Source organism: Micromonospora sp. AMSO12t, assembly GCF_008806585.1.
GTDB classification, from domain to species: Bacteria; Actinomycetota; Actinomycetes; order Mycobacteriales; family Micromonosporaceae; genus Micromonospora; species Micromonospora reichwaldensis.
Window position 1 is genome coordinate 15,584 of record NZ_WAAS01000048.1, and the last position, 19,796, is coordinate 35,379.

The 19,796-nt window shown below is 75.0% G+C and carries 7 protein-coding genes; 6 read left to right on the forward strand and 1 reads right to left on the reverse strand.

Going from position 1 to position 19,796, the window contains the following annotated elements; all coding sequences use genetic code 11:
- Positions 1-37: 37 nt before the first annotated feature.
- Positions 38-1,270, reverse strand: a complete 1,233-nt coding sequence (locus F6X68_RS10395) for an MFS transporter (RefSeq protein WP_151454068.1) — start codon at positions 1,268-1,270, stop codon at positions 38-40.
- 284 nt (positions 1,271-1,554) lie between these two features.
- On the opposite strand from F6X68_RS10395, the gene F6X68_RS10400 reads away from it, so the two are divergent.
- From F6X68_RS10400 to F6X68_RS10425, 6 genes are all read left to right on the forward strand, one after another.
- Positions 1,555-4,842, forward strand: coding sequence for a non-ribosomal peptide synthetase (locus F6X68_RS10400; RefSeq protein ID WP_151454069.1), 3,288 nt, complete (start codon positions 1,555-1,557; stop codon positions 4,840-4,842).
- Between the two features lie 38 nt (positions 4,843-4,880).
- Positions 4,881-11,429: a non-ribosomal peptide synthetase gene (locus tag F6X68_RS10405; RefSeq protein WP_151454070.1), complete on the forward strand. Its 6,549-nt coding sequence runs from the start codon at positions 4,881-4,883 to the stop codon at positions 11,427-11,429.
- Positions 11,426-13,891: a type I polyketide synthase gene (locus F6X68_RS10410; RefSeq protein WP_151454071.1), complete on the forward strand. Its 2,466-nt coding sequence runs from the start codon at positions 11,426-11,428 to the stop codon at positions 13,889-13,891. The genes F6X68_RS10405 and F6X68_RS10410 overlap by 4 nt, the downstream gene beginning before the upstream one ends.
- Before the next feature lie 4 nt (positions 13,892-13,895).
- Positions 13,896-14,915, forward strand: coding sequence for an LLM class flavin-dependent oxidoreductase (locus F6X68_RS10415; RefSeq protein ID WP_151454072.1), 1,020 nt, complete (start codon positions 13,896-13,898; stop codon positions 14,913-14,915).
- Entirely contained in the window at positions 14,912-16,507 is a 1,596-nt protein-coding gene (locus F6X68_RS10420) for an MBL fold metallo-hydrolase (RefSeq protein ID WP_132239868.1), read from the forward strand. The genes F6X68_RS10415 and F6X68_RS10420 overlap by 4 nt, the downstream gene beginning before the upstream one ends.
- Positions 16,504-19,796, forward strand: a 3,293-nt coding sequence (locus F6X68_RS10425) for a CocE/NonD family hydrolase (protein WP_151454073.1), incomplete at its 3' end; no start/stop codon positions are given. The genes F6X68_RS10420 and F6X68_RS10425, both read left to right, overlap by 4 nt.

Below are 19,796 nucleotides of genomic sequence, written 5' to 3' on the forward strand. Positions count from 1 at the left end.
TCTCCACCCTGATCCGTGGCCGGCGAGGTTGCCGGATTCACACCGTGGCGGGTTGTGCGGCGGGGACTTTTGCGGGCAGCTGACGCACCGACCGCGCGGAGAAGGTCGCGACGGTCACCAGACCGAGCACCCCGCCCGCGATGAGCAGCGTCTGGGCGACGCCGATCCGCTCGGCGACCGGGCCGACGACGGCCAGGCAGAGCGGGCCGAGCACGAACGAGCCCATGGCGTCGTACGAGCTGATCCGCGACAGCGCCTCGTTGGGCACGTGGTTCTGCAGGGCGGTGTCCCACAGGACCTCGAAGATGTCGACGCAGGCGCCGTTGACGAGCATCGAGGCCGCGATCAGCCACACCGGCGCGCCGGCCGCGATCAGCGCGAACGGCGGGAGGAAGCCGAAGGTCGCCAGTACCGCCACCCGCATCGGCCGGCGGGGGCGGATCCGCATCGCCACGAGGCTGCCGCCGACCAGGCCCACGGCCTGCGCGGTGACGATCACCGACCAGGCGGTGACGCCGCCCAGCTGCTCCTTCGCGGTCAGCGGGCCGAGCACGTAGATCGCCGAGAAGCAGCCGTTGACGAACGCGAACTGCACGACCACCAGCCAGACCCAGGACCGGGAGCTGAACTCCCGCCAGCCCTCCCGCAGGTCGGCGAGGATGGTGCTGGCGGCGGCCCGGGCGGGGTGCGACACCCGGACACCGGCCAGCAGCAGTGCGGAGCCGAGGAAGGTGGCGGCGGGGACCGCCAGCGCCCAGCCGGCGCCGAGGGCGGCCACGAGCACTCCGGCCAGGGCCGCGCCGCCGATGGTGGTGCTGTTGCGCGACAGCCGCAGCAGCGCGTTGGCCGACTGGAGCTGCTCCTGGGCCACCACCTGCGGCACGACGCCGCGGGAGGCCGGCAGGAAGAGCGCGGCGGCGGCGCCGTTGACGGCGGACAGGGCGATCACGACCGGCAGCGAGGGCCGGCCGCTGACGAACACCACGGTCAGGACCGCCTGCGCGGCGAAGGCCAGCAGGTCGGAGCCCACCATCAGGCGGAAGCGGTTCATCCGGTCGGCGAGGACGCCGCCGAACAGCAGCAGCGCGACCTGCGCCAGCGACCGGGCGGCGAGCACGAGGCCGAGGTCGGTGGCGGAGCCGCCCGGCGCGTCGAGGACGGCGAAGGCGAGCGCCACCGGGATCACGGCGCTGCCCAGCAGCGACAGCGTGCGGGCCAGGAACAGCATCCGGTACGACCGGTCGGCCAGGATCCGGAGGTCGTCGCGCACCTGGCATCACCTCCGGTCGGGCTGTCGGACGGGCTGCGTGCTGGCGCGCCGGCGGCGTCACAAGCGTGCCCATCATGTGGCAGGGAAACGGGTTGCCCAACCCCTAGGACTCGGAACAGATGTCGTGAATTGTGAGGTCAAACCCCTATAACCGTTCCTCCTGCTGACTAAGCGCTCAGTGAGCCTGGTAGAGATCGAGGATCGGCACCCGCATCGGTGCGACGCTCGCATCCGGTGGAGGCCCCGGACCGCGGACCGGATCACCGACGGACAACGGAGGACCAGTGGGACGGCAGGAGCATCCGGTCGCGAGTGACGTCACGCAACGCGTGGCGCGGCTGTCCAGTTCGGCGCGGGCGCTGCTCGACGAGCGGCTGCGCGCCAGCCGCTCCGATCCGGCACCCGCCAGCGCCGCCATCCCCCGCCTGGACGCCGCCGAGGCACCCCTGTCCTTCGCACAGGAGCGGCTCTGGTTCATCGAACGGCTGGAGGACGACGCCGTCCACCACAACGACGCCACGCTGCTGATCCTGACCGGCTCGCTCGACCAGGTCGCGCTGCGCCGGAGCATCGAGGAGGTCGTCCGCCGGCACGAGATCCTGCGTACCGCCTTCCGCCAGCTCGGCGAGCGGGTCGTACAGGCCGTCACGCCGCCCGCCCCGCTGAGCATCGACGTGGTCGACCTGCCCGGCGCCACCGCGCACCCCGACGACGCCGTGCTGCGGGCCGCCGTCGAGCGGGAGATGCGGGTCCCGCTCGACCTGGCCGCCGGCCAGAGCATGCGGACGGTGCTCTACCGGATCGCCCCCGACGTGCACGTGCTCGGGGTCACCGTGCACCACCTCGTCTGCGACCTGTGGTCGTTCACCATCTTCTGCCGCGAGCTGGCCGCCACGTACGCCGCGTTCGCCGCCGACGCGACGCCGGACCTGCCCGAGCTGCCGATCCAGTACGCCGACTACGCCGCCTGGCAGCGCACCGCGGTCGGCGAGGAGCGGATGGCGGCCCACCTGCGCGAGCGCGTCAACGAGCTGGCCGGCGTGCCGCCCCTGCTCGCCCTGCCCACCAAGGGCCCGCGGCCGGCGGTCCAGCAGTTCGTCGGCGCGTCCGAGTGGTTCCGGCTCGGCGCCGCCGACGCGGACCAGATCCGCGCCCTCGGACAGCGTCAGGGGGCCACCACCTACATGACCCTGCTCGCCGCCTTCACCGTGCTGCTCGCCCGGCACAGCGGGCAGCGGGACATGGTCGTCGCCAGCCCCATCGCGACGCGGGAACAGCACGAGCTGGAGCACCTCATCGGCTGCTTCCTGAACATGATCGTGGTACGCGCCGACCTGTCCGGCGAACCGACCTTCGCCGAGCTGGTGGGCCGGGTCAAGGCGGCCTCGCTGAACGCGTTCCGGCACCGCGACGTGCCGTTCGAGCGGCTCGTCGCCGCGTTGCAGCCGGAGCGCAGCCGCAGCCACCAGCCGCTCGCGCAGGTCGCCTTCGTGCTCCAGAACGTGCCCACCAGCCGGCTGGACCTGCCCGAGCTGCGGGTCGACGTGCACCAGATGGAGACCGGCCGGTCCCGGATGGACCTGACGGTGAAGATCACCGAGACGGCTGACGGACTGGTGGGCGAGTTCGAGTACGACACCAGCCTCTTCACCGGCGAGTCCGTACGCGACATGGCCCGGCAGTTCGAGCTGCTGCTCGTCGAGGCGGCGCGGGAGCCCGACACGAGCGTGTGGCGGCTGCCGATGCTCGACGCCGGGCAGCGCCACCGGATCCTGCACGAGTGGAACGACACCGCCGTCGACCTCGGCCCCGAGGCGCTCGTCCACCGCCTTGTCGAGGCGCAGGCGCGGCGTACGCCGGACGCGGTGGCGGTCGTCGAGGGCAACGTCCGCACGACGTACCGCGAACTCGACGAACGGGCCAACCGCCTGGCGCACCACCTGCGCGACCTCGGCGTCGGCGTGGAGGACCCGGTGGCGGTGTGCCTGCCCCGCTGCGCCGCCGAGGTGGTGGCGATCCTGGCGGTGCTGAAGGCCGGCGGCTACCACCTGCCGGTCAACCCGCGCGACCCGCAGGCCCGCCGGGACGCGCTGCTCGGGCAGGTCCGCCCGGCGGTCGCGATCTCCGCCGGCGACCTGTGCGACGAGGTGTGGAGCCCCGGCCGGCGGATCATCGACCTGGACGGGGAGTCGTCGCTGACCGCCACGTGTCCCGCCACCGACCCCGCCGTGCCGCTGCACCCGGACAACCTGGCCTACACGCTGTTCACCTCCGGCTCCACCGGGCAGCCCAAGGGCGTGCAGGTCACCCACCGCGGGTTCGCCAACCGGATGCTGTGGGCACAGCGCAACTTCCCGCTCGGCCCGCACGACCGGGTGCTGCGCAAGGCGGCCTGCACCTTCGACGTCTCCCTGGACGAGCTGTTCCGGGCCCTGTTCAACGGCGCGGCCAGCGTGCTGATGCCCGAGACGGCGACCTTCGACCCGCGCCGGCTGGCGGCGGTGATCGCCCAGCACGGGGTGACCGACGCCGACTTCGCGCCGACCGCCCTGCGCGAGGTGCTGCTCACCGCCGACGCCGCGGACCTGAAGTCGCTGCGGCGGATCGTGTCGGGCGTGGAGGAACTCACCCCCGAGACGCAACGGCTGGTCTTCGACCGGCTCGACGTCACCATGTTCAACCTGTACGGCCCGACCGAGGTGTCGGTCTCCTGCACCGCCTGGCCGTGCGACCCCGACGACGAGCGGCCCTTCGTCCCGATCGGCCGGCCGATGGCCAACGTGCGGGTGTACGTGCTGGACGAGGCGATGCAGCCCGTACCGCCGGGCGTGGCGGGGGAGGTGTACGTCGGCGGCGCCGGCCTGGCCCGGGGCTACCTCGACAACTCCGCCCTGACCGCGGAGCGGTTCCTGCCCGACCCGTTCGCCGACGCGCCCGGCGCCCGCGTCTACCGCACCGGCGACCTGGCCCGGTTCGGGCCGGACGGCGTCCTGGAGTTCCTCGGCCGGGGCGACGGGCAGCTGAACCTGCGCGGCTACCGCATCGAGCCGGGCGAGGTGGAGTCCGCGCTGCGCCGCCACCCGGCGGTGCGCGAGGCCGCCGTCGTCGTACGCCGGGACCCGCCCGGCAGGGACGCCCGGCTGGTCGGCTACGTCGTCGGCGACGACCTGCCGGGCACCGCGGACCTGCGCGCCCACCTGCGCCGGCGGCTGCCGGACTACCTGGTGCCGGCCGCCTTCGTCAGCCTGCCCCGGCTGCCGCTGACCAACCACGGGAAGCTCGACGTCGCGGCGCTGCCACCACCGGGCCAGGACGAGCCCGGCGCCGCCGGGGCCGACGGGCCGCGTGACGAGCGCGAGCGGGTGCTCCTGGACATCTGGTGCGACGTGCTCGGACGCGAGGGCATCGGCATCCACGACGACTTCTTCGACCTCGGCGGGGACTCCCTCACGGCCACCCGGATCGTGGCCCTGGCCAGCGCGAAGCTGGGGGCGGACGTCGAGGTGGCGGTCATCTTCGACGCGCCGACGGTCGCGGAGCTGGCCGCCCGGCTCGCCCCCGGGCAGCCGTGACCCCCGGTCCGACCCCTGTGCATCGAGTGGAGAGCCAGATGACCGAGCACACCGGCGCCCTGATCCACGAGGCGACCGACGTCGTCAACCTGGGCGCCGCCCTGTCGCACCAGGCGCGGGTCCAGCCCGACAGCCCCGCCCTGCACCTGGTGGCCGAGGACGGCTCCGCCGAGACGGTGGACTACGCGACGCTCGACGCCCGGGCCCGCCGGGTCGGCGCGGCCATGGCCGGGCACTGCCGTCCCGGTGACCGGGTGCTGATGCTCGTCGGGGCGGGTGTCGACTTCCTCGCCGGCTTCTTCGGCTGCCTCTACGCCGGCACCGTGCCGGTGCCGCTGGCCGCCCGGCTCAACCGGGCCAGCGCCCCGGTCGTCGGGCGGATCCTCGACGACGCGCAGGCCACCGCGGTGCTGGCGGCCCGCGCGGTCACGAGCGCCGTGGACCTGACCACGCTCATGCCCGGTCGCCGGCTGCCGGTGCTGGAGCTGGAGTCCCTCGACGCCGCGCCCGCCGGCTGGCAGCCGGCGGTGGCCGAGGGCGGGCTGGCGTTCCTCCAGTACACCTCGGGCACCACCAGCACCCCCAAGGGCGTGATGGTCAGCCACGCGAACCTGCTGGAGAACCTGCGGGCCATCCGCCGCTCCTTCGCCTTCGACGACGCGACGGTGATGGCCTCCTGGCTGCCGCCGCACCACGACATGGGGCTGATCGGCACCCTGCTCACCCCCGTCTACCTCGGGGTGCCGACGGTGCTGATGGACCCGGCGACGTTCATCCGCACCCCGGTGCGGTGGCTCCAGGCGATCAGCCGGTACCGGGCCACCATCAGCGGCGGGCCCAACTTCGCCTACGACCTGTGCGTGCGCAAGGTCGCCGAGGCCGACCGTGCCGCCCTGGACCTCAGCTCCTGGCGGGTGGCGTTCAACGGCGCCGAGCCCGTACGCGCGGCGACCCTGCGCGCCTTCGCCGCGGCGTTCGCCCCGCACGGTTTCGACGAGCGGGCCTTCCTGCCCTGCTACGGACTGGCCGAGGCGACGCTGCTGGTCGCCGGGCGGGCGCGGGCGCAGCGGCCCGTCGTGACCACGGTGGCCGACCCCGACCCCGCCGGACCCGCCGCCCACCGCCCCGGCACGGAGGTGGTCGGCTGCGAGATCCTGCCCGAGGCGGAGGTCCGGATCGTCGACCCGACCGGCCACCCCGTCCCCGACGGCACCGCCGGCGAGATCTGGGTCCGGGGCGGCAGCGTCGTCGACGGGTACTGGAACCGGCCGGAGGAGTCCGCGCGGACCCTGCACGCCACCCTCGGCGGCGACCCCGACGACGGCCCCTACCTGCGCACCGGCGACCTCGGCTTCCGCCAGGACGGCCACCTGTACGTCCGCGGCCGGATCAAGGAGACGGTGGTCATCCGCGGCCAGAACCACTACCCGGACGACATCGAGCAGACCGTCCGCGCCGCCTGCCCCCGCCTCGGCGGGCGGATCGCCGCGTTCGGTGTGGACGTCGCCGACGACGGCCACGGCGTCGGCGAGGCCGTGGTCCTGTGGTACGAGACCCGCTCCGACCGGGCGTCGGACGAGGCACCGGCCATCGCCGAGGCGGCCCGCCGGGCCGTGGTGACCGTCCACGGCCTGGACCTGCACCGGGTACTGGCCGTACCGCCCGGCACCATCCCCGTCACCACCAGCGGCAAGACCCGTCGCGGCGACTGCGCGCGGGCGTACGCGGCGGGCAGCGCCACGATCGTCGCGGACGACCCCCTGCGCCCGGCGGCGCGCCCCGCCCCGGCCGCCGCGCCGGCGCAGGCGCAGCGACTGCGCGCCCTGGCCGGCGGGCTGCTCGACGTCGACCCGGAGCGGATCGACCCGGACCGTTCCCTGCCGGAGCTCGGGTTCGACTCGCTGCGGGCCGTGGAGCTGCAACACCTGATCGAGGGGGAGTGGGGCGTCCGCCCGGCCCTGACCGACCTGCTGGGCGACAGCACGGTGGCCGAACTGGCCGCCGCGCTGCCGTCCGCGCCCGCGCCGGCCGACCCGCCGGCCACCCCGGCCGCCGCCGACGGGCCCTACCCGCTGTCGTACGGCCAGCGGGCGATCTGGTTCCAGGGCGCCCTCGCCGAGGACCCGGCCAACCTCAACCTGTGCCGCGCGGTGACCGTCGACGGCGAACTGGACGCCGCGGCGCTGGCCCGCGCCGTGCGCGACCTCGGCGTGCGGCACCCGGCCCTGCTCACCCGCTACGACGACGCCGGCGCCGAGGTGACCCAGCGGGTGGCCGACGACGCCGAGGTCACGCTGGAGGTGCGCGACGCGGCGGGCTGGCCGGCGGGCCGGCTCGACGAGGAGATCGAGGCGGAACTCGGGGTCGGCTTCGCCGGCCCGCCCCTGCTGCGCGCCGTGCTGTTCCGGCACGCGGCGGACCGCCACACGCTGCTGCTGTGCACCCACCACAGCGTCATGGACGTGTGGTCGTTGGCGGTGCTGGTCGAGGACCTGGCGACCGGCTACGGCCGGCGCGCCGCCGGGGACGACGCGGCGCCGCCCGCACCCGCCGCCCACCCGGCCGAGTTCGTGGCCTGGCAGCGGTCCTTCCTGGACGGCCCGGCCGGCCGGGAGCTGACCGCGACGTGCCAGGCCCAGGTCGCCGACCTCGTGCCGTTGGACCTGCCGACCGACCGGCCCCGCCCGTCGGTGCGCACCTTCCGGGGCGCCGCCCACGCGTTCCGGCTCGACGCCGACCTGTGCGCCGGGATCGACGCGCTCGCCGCCGCGCAAGGGATCAGCCGCACCGCCGTGCTGTTCGCCGGCTACGCGGCGGTGCTGTCGCGCTACGCCGGCCAGGCGACGTTCCCGCTCGGCTTCGTGCACGCCGGCCGGGTCCGCGGCCGCTTCGCCGACCTGGTCGCCTACCTGGTCAACCCGCTGCCGGTGTCGGTGGACCTGTCCGCCGACCCGGAGTTCGGCGCCCTGGCCCGGGCGGCCCACGACGCGGTGCTGGCCGCCTCCGATCGCGCCGAGGTGCCGTTCGGGCGGATCGTCGAGGGGCTCGGGCAGGCCGCCGACGCCAGCCGCGGCGCGCTGCTCAGCGCGGCCTTCGCCTACCAGCACGGGCGCGGCACCGACCGGCTCGGCCTCACGCCGATGGTGCTGAACCACGAGGGGGCACTGGGTGACTGGGCCGGGCTGCGGGTGCGCAGCCGGCCGGTACGGCAGCGGGCCACCTACTACGACCTCTCCCTCTACCTGGGCGAGCACGACGGCGAACTGCTGGGCACCTTCGACTACAGCACCGACCTGTTCGACGCCGACACCATGGGCGTGCTGGCCGAGGCGCTGACCGCGCTGCTGTCCGCGGCCGTCGCGGCGCCGGCGACCCCCGTCGGCGCCCTGCCGCTGCTCGGCGCCGAGCGGCACCGGCAGGTGCTGGTGGAGTGGAACGACACCACGGCCGACTACGACACCGACCGGTGCGCGCCGGAGATCGTGGCCGAGCAGGCCCGCCGGACCCCGGACGCGCCGGCCGCCATCGACGGCACCACCCGGCTCACCTACGCCGAGCTCAACGCGGCGGCGAACCGGCTGGCCCACCGGCTGATCGGGCTGGGCGCCGGCCGGGGCACCCGGGTCGGCCTGCTGGTGCCCCGCTCCACGGTCAGCCTCACCGCCGTGCTGGCGATCCTCAAGACCGGCGCCGCCTACGTGCCGCTCGACCCGTCGTACCCGGTGGAGCGGCTGCGGTTCATGCTCGCCGACTCCGGGGCCCGGCTGCTCGTCGCCGCCCCCGGCGCGGCCGTCGGACTCCCGGACGTCGAGGTGGTCGACCCGGCCGAGGAGTCCCTCGCGGCCGAGGACGACCGCGATCCGCTGCCGACGGCCCACCCCGACGACGTGGCCTACGTCGTCTACACCTCCGGCTCCACCGGCACCCCGCAGGGCGTACTCGGCCTGCACCGGGGCATCGTCAACCGGCAACGGTGGATCATGGACCGCTTCCCGGTGGGGCCGGACGAGGTGGGCAGCCACAAGACCTCGCTGAGCTTCTTCGACTCCGGCGGCGAGATGTTCCTGCCGCTCTTCGCCGGCGCCCCGGTCGTCGTGGTGCCCGAGGACGTCGGACGCGACCCGGTACGCCTGGTCGACCTGCTCGCCCGGCACCGGGTCACCCGCCTGGTGGCCGTACCGTCGTTGCTGCGGGCCATCCTCGACGGCGTCGCCGACGTCGGCGGACGCCTGTCGGCGCTGCGCTACTGCCACTCCAGCGGGGAGGCGCTCACCGCCGACCTGGCCGCGCGGTGGCTGGCGGCCCTGCCCGGCTGCGTCCTGGTCGACCTCTACGGCTCGTCGGAGATCTCCGCCGACGTGACCCTGGACGTGGTCACCGGACCGGAGCGGGTCGGCAGCGTCGGGCGGCCCGTCGGCAACACCCGGATCTACGTCCTGGACGAGGCCATGCGGCCGGTGCCGCCCCGCTTCGCCGGTGAGGTCTACGTCGGCGGGGCCGGCCTGGCCCGTGGCTACCTCGACCAACCGGCGTTGACCGCGACGCGGTTCGTCCCCGACCCGTACGGCGACGGCGGGCGGCTGTTCCGCACCGGTGACCGGGGCCGGTTCAGCCACGACGGGCGGCTGGAGTTCCTGGGCCGGGCCGACCACCAGGTGAAGGTCCGCGGCTTCCGGATCGAGCTGGGCGAGATCGAGGCGACGCTGCGGGCCCACCCCGGGGTCGCCGCCGCCGTGGCCGCGCTCGCCCAGGCGCCGGGCGGCGGCGAGCAGCGGATCGTCGCGGCGGTCGTGCCCCGGCAGCGCAGCGGGTCGTCCGCGCCGGCCGGAGCCGACCCGGGCGGGGCGCCGGCCACCACCCGGGTGTCGGACTGGCGGCTGCTCTACGACCGGATGTACACCGAGGCCGGTCCCGCCGAGGAGGCCCAGCAGGCGATCTGGACCAGCAGCTACACGGGCGCGCCGTTCACCGACGTCGAGATGGGCGAGTGGATCGACCAGGCGGTCCGGCGGATCCGGGAGCTGCGTCCCCGCCGGCTGCTGGAACTCGGCTGCGGCACGGGCAACCTGACCCTGGCGTTGGCGCCGGACTGCGAGGCGTACGTCGGCACCGACTTCTCCGCCGCCGGCCTGAAGGTGCTCGAACAGCGGCTCGACGCCGAGGGGGTGGACCGGGACACGGTCACGCTGCTGCTGCGGGAGGCCGACGACGTCACCGGCATCGAGGCCGGCAGCTTCGACACCGTGGTGCTGCACTCGGTGACCCAGTACTTCCCCCACCACGACTACCTGCGCGGGGTGCTGCGCGCGGCGGTCACCGCGGCCTCACCCGGTGGGCGGATCTACCTCGGCGACGTACGCGACCTCGACCTGCTGGAGGTGTTCCACGCCTCGGTGGAGCTGGGCGCCGAGCCGGAAGCCGGCCTGACCGTCGCCGAGCTGCGCCGCCGCGTCGCCGCCCGGGTGCTCGCCGACGACGAGCTGGTGCTGGCCCCCGACCTGTTCCTCACCGCGCCGGACTGGCTGCCCGGAGTGACCGGGGTGGAGCTGCACCTCAAGCGCGGCCGGCAGGCCAACGAGCTGAGCGCGTTCCGCTACGACGTCGTCCTGCACGTGGGCGCCGCCCCCGACGGCGACGCCGCCGAGCCGGTCGAGCCGGTGCGGCTGGACTGGACGCGCGACGGGCTGGACGTCGCCCGGCTGCGGAGCCTGCTGCGCGGCAACCGCAACCGGCCGGTGGAGGTGCGCGACGTGCCGAACGCGCGGCTCGTCACGGTCGCCGGCCCCGTACGCCGGCTGGCCGGTCTCGCCGACGCCGACCCGGTGACCCGCCCGGTGAACGAGCTGCCGCCCGGGGTCGACCCGGAGGACTGCTGGAGCATCGGCGAGGCGCTGGGCCGACGGACCGCCGTGGTGCCGTCGACCGCGCGCGACCCGTACACGATGGACCTGCGGTTCTGGCCCGCCGCCCGACCGGACGACACGGTCGGCTGGACCCCGCCGCGGGCCCGGCGCGCCGACTGGCCGGAGCTGGCCAACGACCCGCTGGGCGCCACCGCGCGGCGGGACCTGCTGCACGACCTGCGCACCCACCTGCGGCAGCGGCTGCCGGAGTTCATGGTGCCGCTGCTGCACCTGGTCGACGAGCTGCCCACCACGGCGACCGGCAAGGTGAGCCGGCGCGCCGTCGCGGCCGAGGCCACCGAGGCGCTGGCCCGGCTGGGCGCGGGCGCCACGGCCCGGCCGCTCGCCCCGGCGGCCGGCGGGCTCCAGGCCCAGGTCACCGAGATCTGGCTGGACGTCCTCGGCGTCGGCGCCGTCGGGCTCGACGACAACTTCTTCGACGTCGGCGGCAACTCGCTGAGCCTGGTCCAGGTGCACATCCGGATCCAGGAACTCCTCGGCCGGCAGTTCCCGCTTGTCGACCTGTACGAGCACACCACCGTGCGCAAGCTCGCCGAGCACCTCGGCGAGCCCGCGCGCCCGGCGACGGACCCGCCCGTCGACCCGGGGCCCGACCGCAACGAGCAGGTGGCGAACCGCCGCCGGTTGATGCGCCAGCGTATTCAGGAAGTGGGAAGTCGATGAGCAGCGAGATGGACATCGCCGTCGTGGGGATGAGCGGACGGTTTCCGGGCGCGGCGAACGTCGCCGAGTTCTGGGAGTTGCTCCGCGACGGCGTCGACGCCGGCCGCGAGCTGACCGCCGCCGAGCTGGACGCCGTCCCGGCCGAGGAACGCGCCGACCCGGCGTACGTGCCGGTGTGGTCGGGCATCGAGGGCGCCGACCGGTTCGACGCCCAGTTCTTCGGCTACTCGCCGACGGACGCGACGCTGATCGACCCGCAGCACCGGATCCTGCTGGAGTGCGCCTGGGAGGCGCTGGAGGACGCCGGCTACGACAGCCGCCGCTTCCCCGGCGACATCGCCGTGTACGCCGGCTGCGGCCTGAACCAGTACCTGCTCTACCACCTGCTGCCCCAGCAGGAGCTGGTCGACTCCGCCGGCCGGCTGGGCATGGCCGTCGCCAGCGACAAGGACAACCTGGCCACCCGCATCTCGTACAAGCTCGACCTGACCGGGCCCAGCATGACGGTGCAGACCAACTGCTCCTCGGCCCTGGTCGGGCTGCACCACGCCATCAGCAGCCTGCTCGACTACCAGTGCGACATGGCCATCGTGGGCGCGGTCAGCGTCAAGAACCCGGTGCCCCGCGGCTACCGGCACGAGGCCGACGGCATCAACTCGCCCGACGGCCGCTGCCGGGCCTTCGACGCCGAGGCCGCCGGCTACCACCTGGGCGACGGCGCCGGCGTGGTGGTGCTGCGCCGCCGGGAGGACGCCGAGGACGCCGGCGACCGGATCTACGCCCTGGTCAAGGGCTCGGCGGTGAACAACGACGGCGCCGGCAAGGTCAGCTTCGTGGCGCCCGGCCGGTCGGGCCAGGTGCGGGTGATCCGCCGGGCGCTGCGGGTCGCCGACGTCGAGGCGGACTCCATCCAGTACGTCGAGGCCAACGGCAGCGGCACCCTGATGGGCGACTCGATCGAGGTGTCCGCCCTGGAGGAGGCGTACGGCGCCGCCGGCGCTTCGGGCGCCGGTTGGGCGATCGGCTCGGTCAAGCCGAACGTCGGCAACCTCGACACCGCCTCCGGCGTGACGTCGCTGATCAAGGCGGTCCTCGCCGTCCACCACGGTGAGCTGCCGCCGTCGATCCACTTCCGCAAGCCCAACCCGCAGACCTCGCTCGACCGAGGGCCGTTCCGCGTCAACGACATGCTGCGGGACTGGCCCGAGGTCACCGGGCCGCGTCGGGCGGCGGTCAGCTCGTTCGGCGTCGGCGGCACCAACGCGCACGTCATCCTCGAACAGGCGCCGCCGCCCGCGCCGCCGGGGCCGAACCCGCCGGCCGTGCTGCTCGCCGTCTCCGCGGCCGGCGGCGAGGCGCTGGCCGCCGCCGCCAACCGGCTCGCCGAGCACCTCGGGCGTCACCCGGAGCAGGCCCTCGCCGACGTCGCCTACACCAGCCAGGTCGGCCGTCGCGCGTTGCGCCACCGGGCCTTCGTGGTGGCGACCGACGCCGGGGAGGCGGCCCGCGCGCTGTCCGCCGTCGGCGCGGGCGAGGCGTCGCCGGAGACCGCCACGGTGGCGTACGCGTTCCCCGCCACCTGCCCCGACCTGGCCGCGCTGTGCGACGCCCTGCCCCGGCTGCGGGCGGAGGTCGACCGGGTGGCCGGTGAGCTGGGCGTCGACCCGGCTGCCGGCGGGCCGGGCTCCGACGCGGCCACCGTCACCGGGCAGCTCGCGCTCGCCCGGCTGCTGGGCGCCTGCGGCGTGTCCCCGGTCGCCGCCCACGGCGAGGGTCCGGGCGCCGTGACGGCCGCCGTCGTCGACGGCCGCTGGACGGTGGCGGAGGCCGGGCGCGCCCTGCGCGCCGGCAGCCACCCGCCGGCGCCGGCCGGGACGCCGGCCGAGGCCGACCTGACGCTGGCCGTCGGCCCGGCCGAGGCGTCGACGCTGGCCCTGACCGACGACGCCGGGAGCCTCCGTGGGCTGCTGGGCGCGCTCGGCGAGCTGTGGCGCCGGGGCGTCGAGGTGGACTGGGCCGCCCTGCACGAGGGCGCGTCGCGGCGTCGCGTCGGCCTGCCGACGTACCCGTTCCAGCGGACGCGGCACTGGGTCGACCCGGTGGCCGTGGCGCCCGTGACCGGCCCGACGCCGACGGCCCCGGCCGCCGACGCCCAGCCCGCCGCCGACGCCCAGCCGGCCGCCGGCTCGGTCCTGGAGGAGGCGGTTGCCGCCGTGTGGCGCCGCCGGCTCGGGGTGGACCGGATCGGGTTGCACGACTCGCTGCTGATGCTCGGCGCGGACTCGCTCAGCGCCGCCCGGACGCTGCGGGACCTCGCCCAGGCCTTCCACGTCGACCTGCAACTCGGCGTGTTCCTGCAGACCCCCACCGTCGCCGCGCTCGCCGAGGTGATCGACGGCAAGCTGCGCGAGGCGCAGGAGATCCGGGCCGCGCTCGCCGCGGTCTCCGAAGAGGGAGCGTGAGGCCGTGCCCGACGTCAGCTTCATCACCGTGGTGCCCCGGGTCCGGGACCTGACCGCGTACGCGGACACGGCGATGTCCGTCATCCGCCGCACCGACGCGGCGGACCTCGACGGGGTGCTCATCTTCACCGGCAGCGGCGCGGTGCTCGACCCCTGGGTCCTGGCGACCGCCGCGGCGGCCGGCACCACCCGGCTCAGCCCGCTGGTCGCGGTGAACCCCGTCTACCAGCACCCGTTCGCCGCGGCCCGGATGGTCGCCTCGCTCGGCCTGCTCTACCAGCGGCGGATCGACCTCAACCTGATCACCGGCACCGCCGTGAGCGACCTGGACGCGCTCGGCGACCGGCTGGACCACGACGACCGGTACGCGCGCCTCGCCGAGTACGTCGAGATCATGATGGGGGTGCTGGGCAGCCGCCGTCCGTTCAGCTTCGACGGGCGGTTCTACCAGGTGTCCCGGTTGCAGCTCACCCCCGGCCTTCCCGCGCACCTGCTGCCGCGGCTGTTCGTCGCGGGGCAGTCCCCGGCCGCCCGGCAGGTGGCCGAGCGGGTGGGCGCCACCAGCATCCAGATGCTCACGGCGGCCCGGCCCGACGCCGACGGGGCACCGGGCGCGCTGAACTTCGGGCTGCTGACCCGGGCGACGGCGGAGGAGACCGAGCGGGTCGCCGAGGCCCGTTTCCCGGAGGATCCGGACGGCGCGAAGATCACCGCGGTCACCATGGCCAACACCGACTCCGTCTGGAAGCAGCGGCTCTTCGCCGAGGCGGAGGCCGGCCACGGCGCCGTCACCGTCGACCCGGCGTACCGGCTCGCGCCGTTCCGCTCCGGCCAGGCGGACGGGCCGTACCTGGTGGCCGACCACGCCGGCGCCGTCGAGCGACTGCTGGCGATGATCCGGGCCGGCGTACGCACCTTCGTGCTGGACACCCCCACCGACGACGAAGACTTCCACCACCTCGCACAGGTCGTCCGGACCGTCCGGGACCGACTGCGTACGGACTCCACCGAGGGAGCGCGATGAACCAGCCCTTCGCCAGCCACGACCTGGTGCACGCCCGCCCCAACCTGGCGCTGGAACCGCTCATCCACCGGTACTACGCCTGGCTGAACCTGGTGTCGCCGGTGCCGGCGGCGATGAACTTCGCCAAGCTGCACGTGCCGCTGCTGCGCTCGTTCCTCGACGCGCCCGCGCTGCACCGCCGCTCCGCCCGGGACCCGAAGCTGCGCGGCGGCATGTTCGTCGACCTCGAGGACGACCAGCTCGACGGGGTGTCCGACCTGGCGGCCCGGCTCGCCGACGGACCCATGCCGGAGCTGTCGGCGGCGATGGACGAGCTGACGGTCAACCTGGAGAAGCTCGCCGACGGGTTCGACCTGACGCCCCGCTACGGCGAGATCCCGCCGGCCCTGCGCGGCTACGTCGAGCTGGTCTACGACCTCAACGACCACGCCCGGATCCGGCTCGCCGAGCGGATGCTCTACCGGTCGCGGCACTTCGACGAGACCGCCCACTCGGTGGACCTGTCGCTGGCCACCGGCGACGAGCGGCCGTTCGCGATGACCACCCCGCGGTTCCCCGGCAACGGGCACGTGCAGGCCACCATGCCGCTGCGGGACCCCCGCATCGACCTGCTCTTCTCCACCATGACCACGGCCCGGCCCTTCGGCGAGCTGCGGGAGGCGTTCGACGTCTCCGACGCCGACCTGGCGACCTTCAGCGGGTTGTTCTCCGCCGAGCCGGGCGGGAGCCCGGACCGCAACCTGGACGGCCCTGGGCTGCGGGTGCGCTACTTCGGGCACGCCTGCGTGGTGGTGCAGTCCGGCCCGGTCACCGTGATGACCGACCCGTTCCTGTCCGACGCCCTCGGCGACGGCGACCGGTACGCCTACGCCGACCTGCCCGACGTCATCGACTACGTGCTGATCACGCACGGGCACCAGGACCACCTCGAACTGGCCTCCCTGCTGAAGCTGCGGCACCGCATCGGCACGGTGGTGGTGCCGAAGACCGCCGCCGGGGCGTTGCAGGACCCGTCGCTGCGGCTGTGCCTGGAGGCGCTCGGCTTCCCCAACGTGGTCGACGTGGAGCCGGGCGAGACCATCGAGCTGCCCGACGGGCAGATCGTGGTGTGCCCGTTCGTCGGCGAGCACTGCGACCTCGACATCGCCGCGAAGGTCACCTACTCGGTGCGTACCGGCGGGAAGAACCTCTACTTCGGCGCGGACAACCGCTGCGTCGACCCGGCCCTGTTCGGCCACATCCACGACATGATCGGCGACGTCGACATGGCGTTCCTCGGCATGGAGTGCGACGGCGCCCCGCTGTCCTGGATGTACGGTCCGCTCTTCTCCCGCCGCATCGACCAGAAGATGAGCCGCAGCCGCAAGCTCAACGGCTCCGACGCCGTCGAGGCGATGGGCATCGTGCGGCGGCTGCGGGCCCGGCAGGCGTACGTGTACGCGATGGGCCGCGAGCCGTGGCTGGTGTTCGTCATGGCGACGAACTACACCGACGAGTCGTACCAGCTCAAGCAGATGGCGGAGTTCTTCCAGCGCTGCGCCGACGTCGGGGTGCCGGCGCGGGAACTCTACGGACGGGCCGACCTGGCATGAGCCCCACCTGGACCTGCCGTTCGCAGTACGTGGCCACCCGCGACGGGACCCGGCTGGCGGCGTACGTCTTCCGGCCGGTCGGCCAGCGCGACCCCGCGCCCGCCGTCTGGGCCCACGACCGCTACCACCAGGTGTCGCCGCGCCCCGGGCGCGACGACTTCCTGGCGGTGGTACGCGCCGAACTGGCGGACGTCGACCTCACCGACATCGACGACCTCGGCGTGGCCGAGGTGGCCCCCGGGGAGGTGACGCTGCGGGCCTTCCCGGTCGCGCAGCGTCTGCTGGCCCGCGGCTACGTCGTCGTGGTGGTGGACAGCCGGGGCAGCGGCGCGTCGTTCGGCACCAGCGACGGCCCGTTCTCCACGGCCGAGGCGACCGACACGTACGACGTCACCGAGTGGATCGCCGCCCAGCCCTGGTGCGACGGCCGGGTGGGCATGTTCGGCCGCTCCTACCTCGGGGTCTCGCAGTACCTGGCGGCGAGCACCGCCCCGCCGCACCTGGCGGCGATCTTCCCGCAGATGGCGCTGTTCGACCTGCACCGCTTCGCCTGGGACGGCGGGGTGTTCCGGGACGACTTCGCCCGCGCCTGGGGCGAGGACGTGCGCGAACTCGACCTGCGTGGCCCCGTCGCGCCCCTCGACGACGACCCCGACGGCCTCCTGCTGACCGCCGCCCGCGAGCAGCACGTGGCGAACCGGGACGTCCGGACGATGTTCGCCGGCCTGCCCGGGCGCGAGTCGCGGCTGGCCGACACCGGCGAGGCGGCGTACCTGACCCGCAGCCCGTCGGCGCTGCTGGAGGCGATCAACGCCTCCGGGGTCGCCGTCTACCACCTGGGCGGCTGGCACGACGTCTGGGCGCGTGACGCGACCGAGTGGGCCCGCCGGCTGACCGTGCCGCACCGGGTCGTCATCGGCCCGTGGCCGCACACCGGCGGGGTGCTGGGCGGCGCCGGCTACAACCTGGCCGACGAGCACGTGCGCTGGTTCGACCACTGGCTGCGGGGCCGGGACACCGGGATCATGGACGGCCCGGCCGTCCGGTACCACGTGCTGGGCGCCGACGCGTGGCGTACCGCCCGGTCCTGGCCGCCGGAGCCGGCGACGACCGGCACCTGGCACCTCGGCCCGGCCGGCGAGCTGGGACCGGAACCCCGGGCCGGCGAGGCCCGGCGGTACGAGGTCGACTACGCCACCACGTCCGGCAAGACCAGCCGGTGGGCCAGCGGCTACGGCTCGCCCTTCCAGCGGCCGGACCTGACCGACAACGACACCCGGGCGCTGTGCTGGACCTCCGACCCGCTGACCGAGGCGGTCGAGCTGGTCGGCGCCCCGGTGCTGCGCCTGGCGGCCCGGGTCACCGACGGCCCGGCGGACGTCTTCGCCTACCTGGAGTCGGTCGCCCCCGACGGCACCTCCCTGTACGTCACCGAGGGCTGCGGCCAGGTCGACGGCGCTCCCGGCGACTCCCGCCTGGAGATCGAGCTGCACCCGATCGCGTACCGGTTCACGGCCGGCGACCGGATCCGGCTGGCGGTCACCGGGGCGGACGCGGACAACGCGCTGACCGTGCCCCGGGACGTCGCGCCGGTGCTGACGGTGCGCCAGGACGCCGACGCCGCCCCGACGCTGGAGCTGCCCCGCGCGGCAACCCTCGAACGGCCCGACGCCGACGACGTCACGGCCCCGCTCTCCGTGGCGCAACGGGCGATCTGGCTGGCCGAGCAGGCCGGCACGAGCGGAGCGGCGTACCACCTCGACGCGGCGGTCGAGCTGACCGGGCCGGTGGACGCCGGCGCGCTGCACGCGGCGGTCGACGAGATCGTCCGCCGGCACGAGGCGCTGCGGACCACCATCGTCGAGGTCGACGAGGAACCGGTCCAGCGCATCCACCCGGCGGCGCCGCTCACGATCGCCCGCCTCGACCTCAGCGACGCGCCGGCCGACGGCTGGGCGGGCGACGAGCGGGTGACCGGGTTCCGCGACCGCCGGTGGGACCTCGCCCGGGAGTGGCCGATCCGGGTCGCGACCGTGCAGCTGCCCGCCGGCCGGACGGCGTTGCTGCTGGTGGTGCACCACGTCGCCGCCGACCCGACGGCGGCGGAGATCTTCTTCGCGGAGCTGGCCCGGCTCTACCCCTCGTACGCGCGGGGGGAGCCGCTCCGGCTGCCGGACGTGCCGTGCCGGTACGCGGACGTGGCCCGCCGCCAGCAGGCCGAACTCGCCGGGCCGGGCGCGGCCGACCAGCTCGCCCGGTGGCGGCGCTACCTGGACGGCGCTCCGCAGGTGATCACCCTGCCGACGGACCGGCCCCGACCGCCGGTCCTGGACCACCGGGGCGGGTCGGTGCGCTTCACGATCGACGACGACCTCGCCGCCCGGCTGGTGGCGGCGGCCGCCGCCGCGCGGACCAGCCCGTTCACCCTGCTCACCGCCGCGTTCGCCCGCACCCTGAACGCGTACGGCGCGGGCGACGACCTGCTCATCGGCACGCCGAGCCTGCAACGCGACGACGAGTCGACCCGCGACCTGATCGGCTGCCTGGTCAACCTGCTGCCGCTGCGGATCCGGGTCGACCGGGACGCCACCGTGGCCCAGTTCCTGCACGACGTACGCGGCAGCGTGCTGACCGCGCTGGAGCTGCGCCGGGTGCCCTTCGACACGCTGGTCGGCGAGCTGCGCCCGCGCCGGGACCCGGCGGTCTCCGCGCTGGTGCAGGTCTGCGTCCGGTACGGCCGGGCGGTGCCGGACCGGTTCCGGCTCGGCGCGGTCGAGGCGCTGCGGCTGGAACCGCCGGAGTGGACCTCGGCGAAGTACGACCTGGCGCTGGCCGTGAACCAGGTCGGCGAGGACCGGATGGTGGGCAGCCTCGACTTCCGGCTCGCCCTGTTCGACCGGGCCACCGTCCAGCGGATCCTCGACTCGATGCTGACCGTGCTCGACCAGCTCGTCTCCGACCAGGAGCGGCCGGTGGGGGAGCTCTCCGCCATGCCCCGCCGGGAGCTGCGGGCCGTGCTCGACGGCTGGAACCCGGCGCGGCTGCCGGACGCGCTGGTCGGCCAGGACGACCTGCCGGCCGTGGCCCGCTGCTACGTCCTCGACGACCGCGCGCGGCCCGTGCCGGTGAACACCCCGGGGCGGCTGTGGGTCAGCGGCGCCGGCGAGGTCGACGACCCGTACGCCGGCACGCCGGGCGCGCGGATGCGGGACACCGGGGCCACCGTGCGGTGGACCACGGCGGGACGGCTGGAACTGGTGCCCGCCGCCCCCGGGCGGCCGACCGCCCC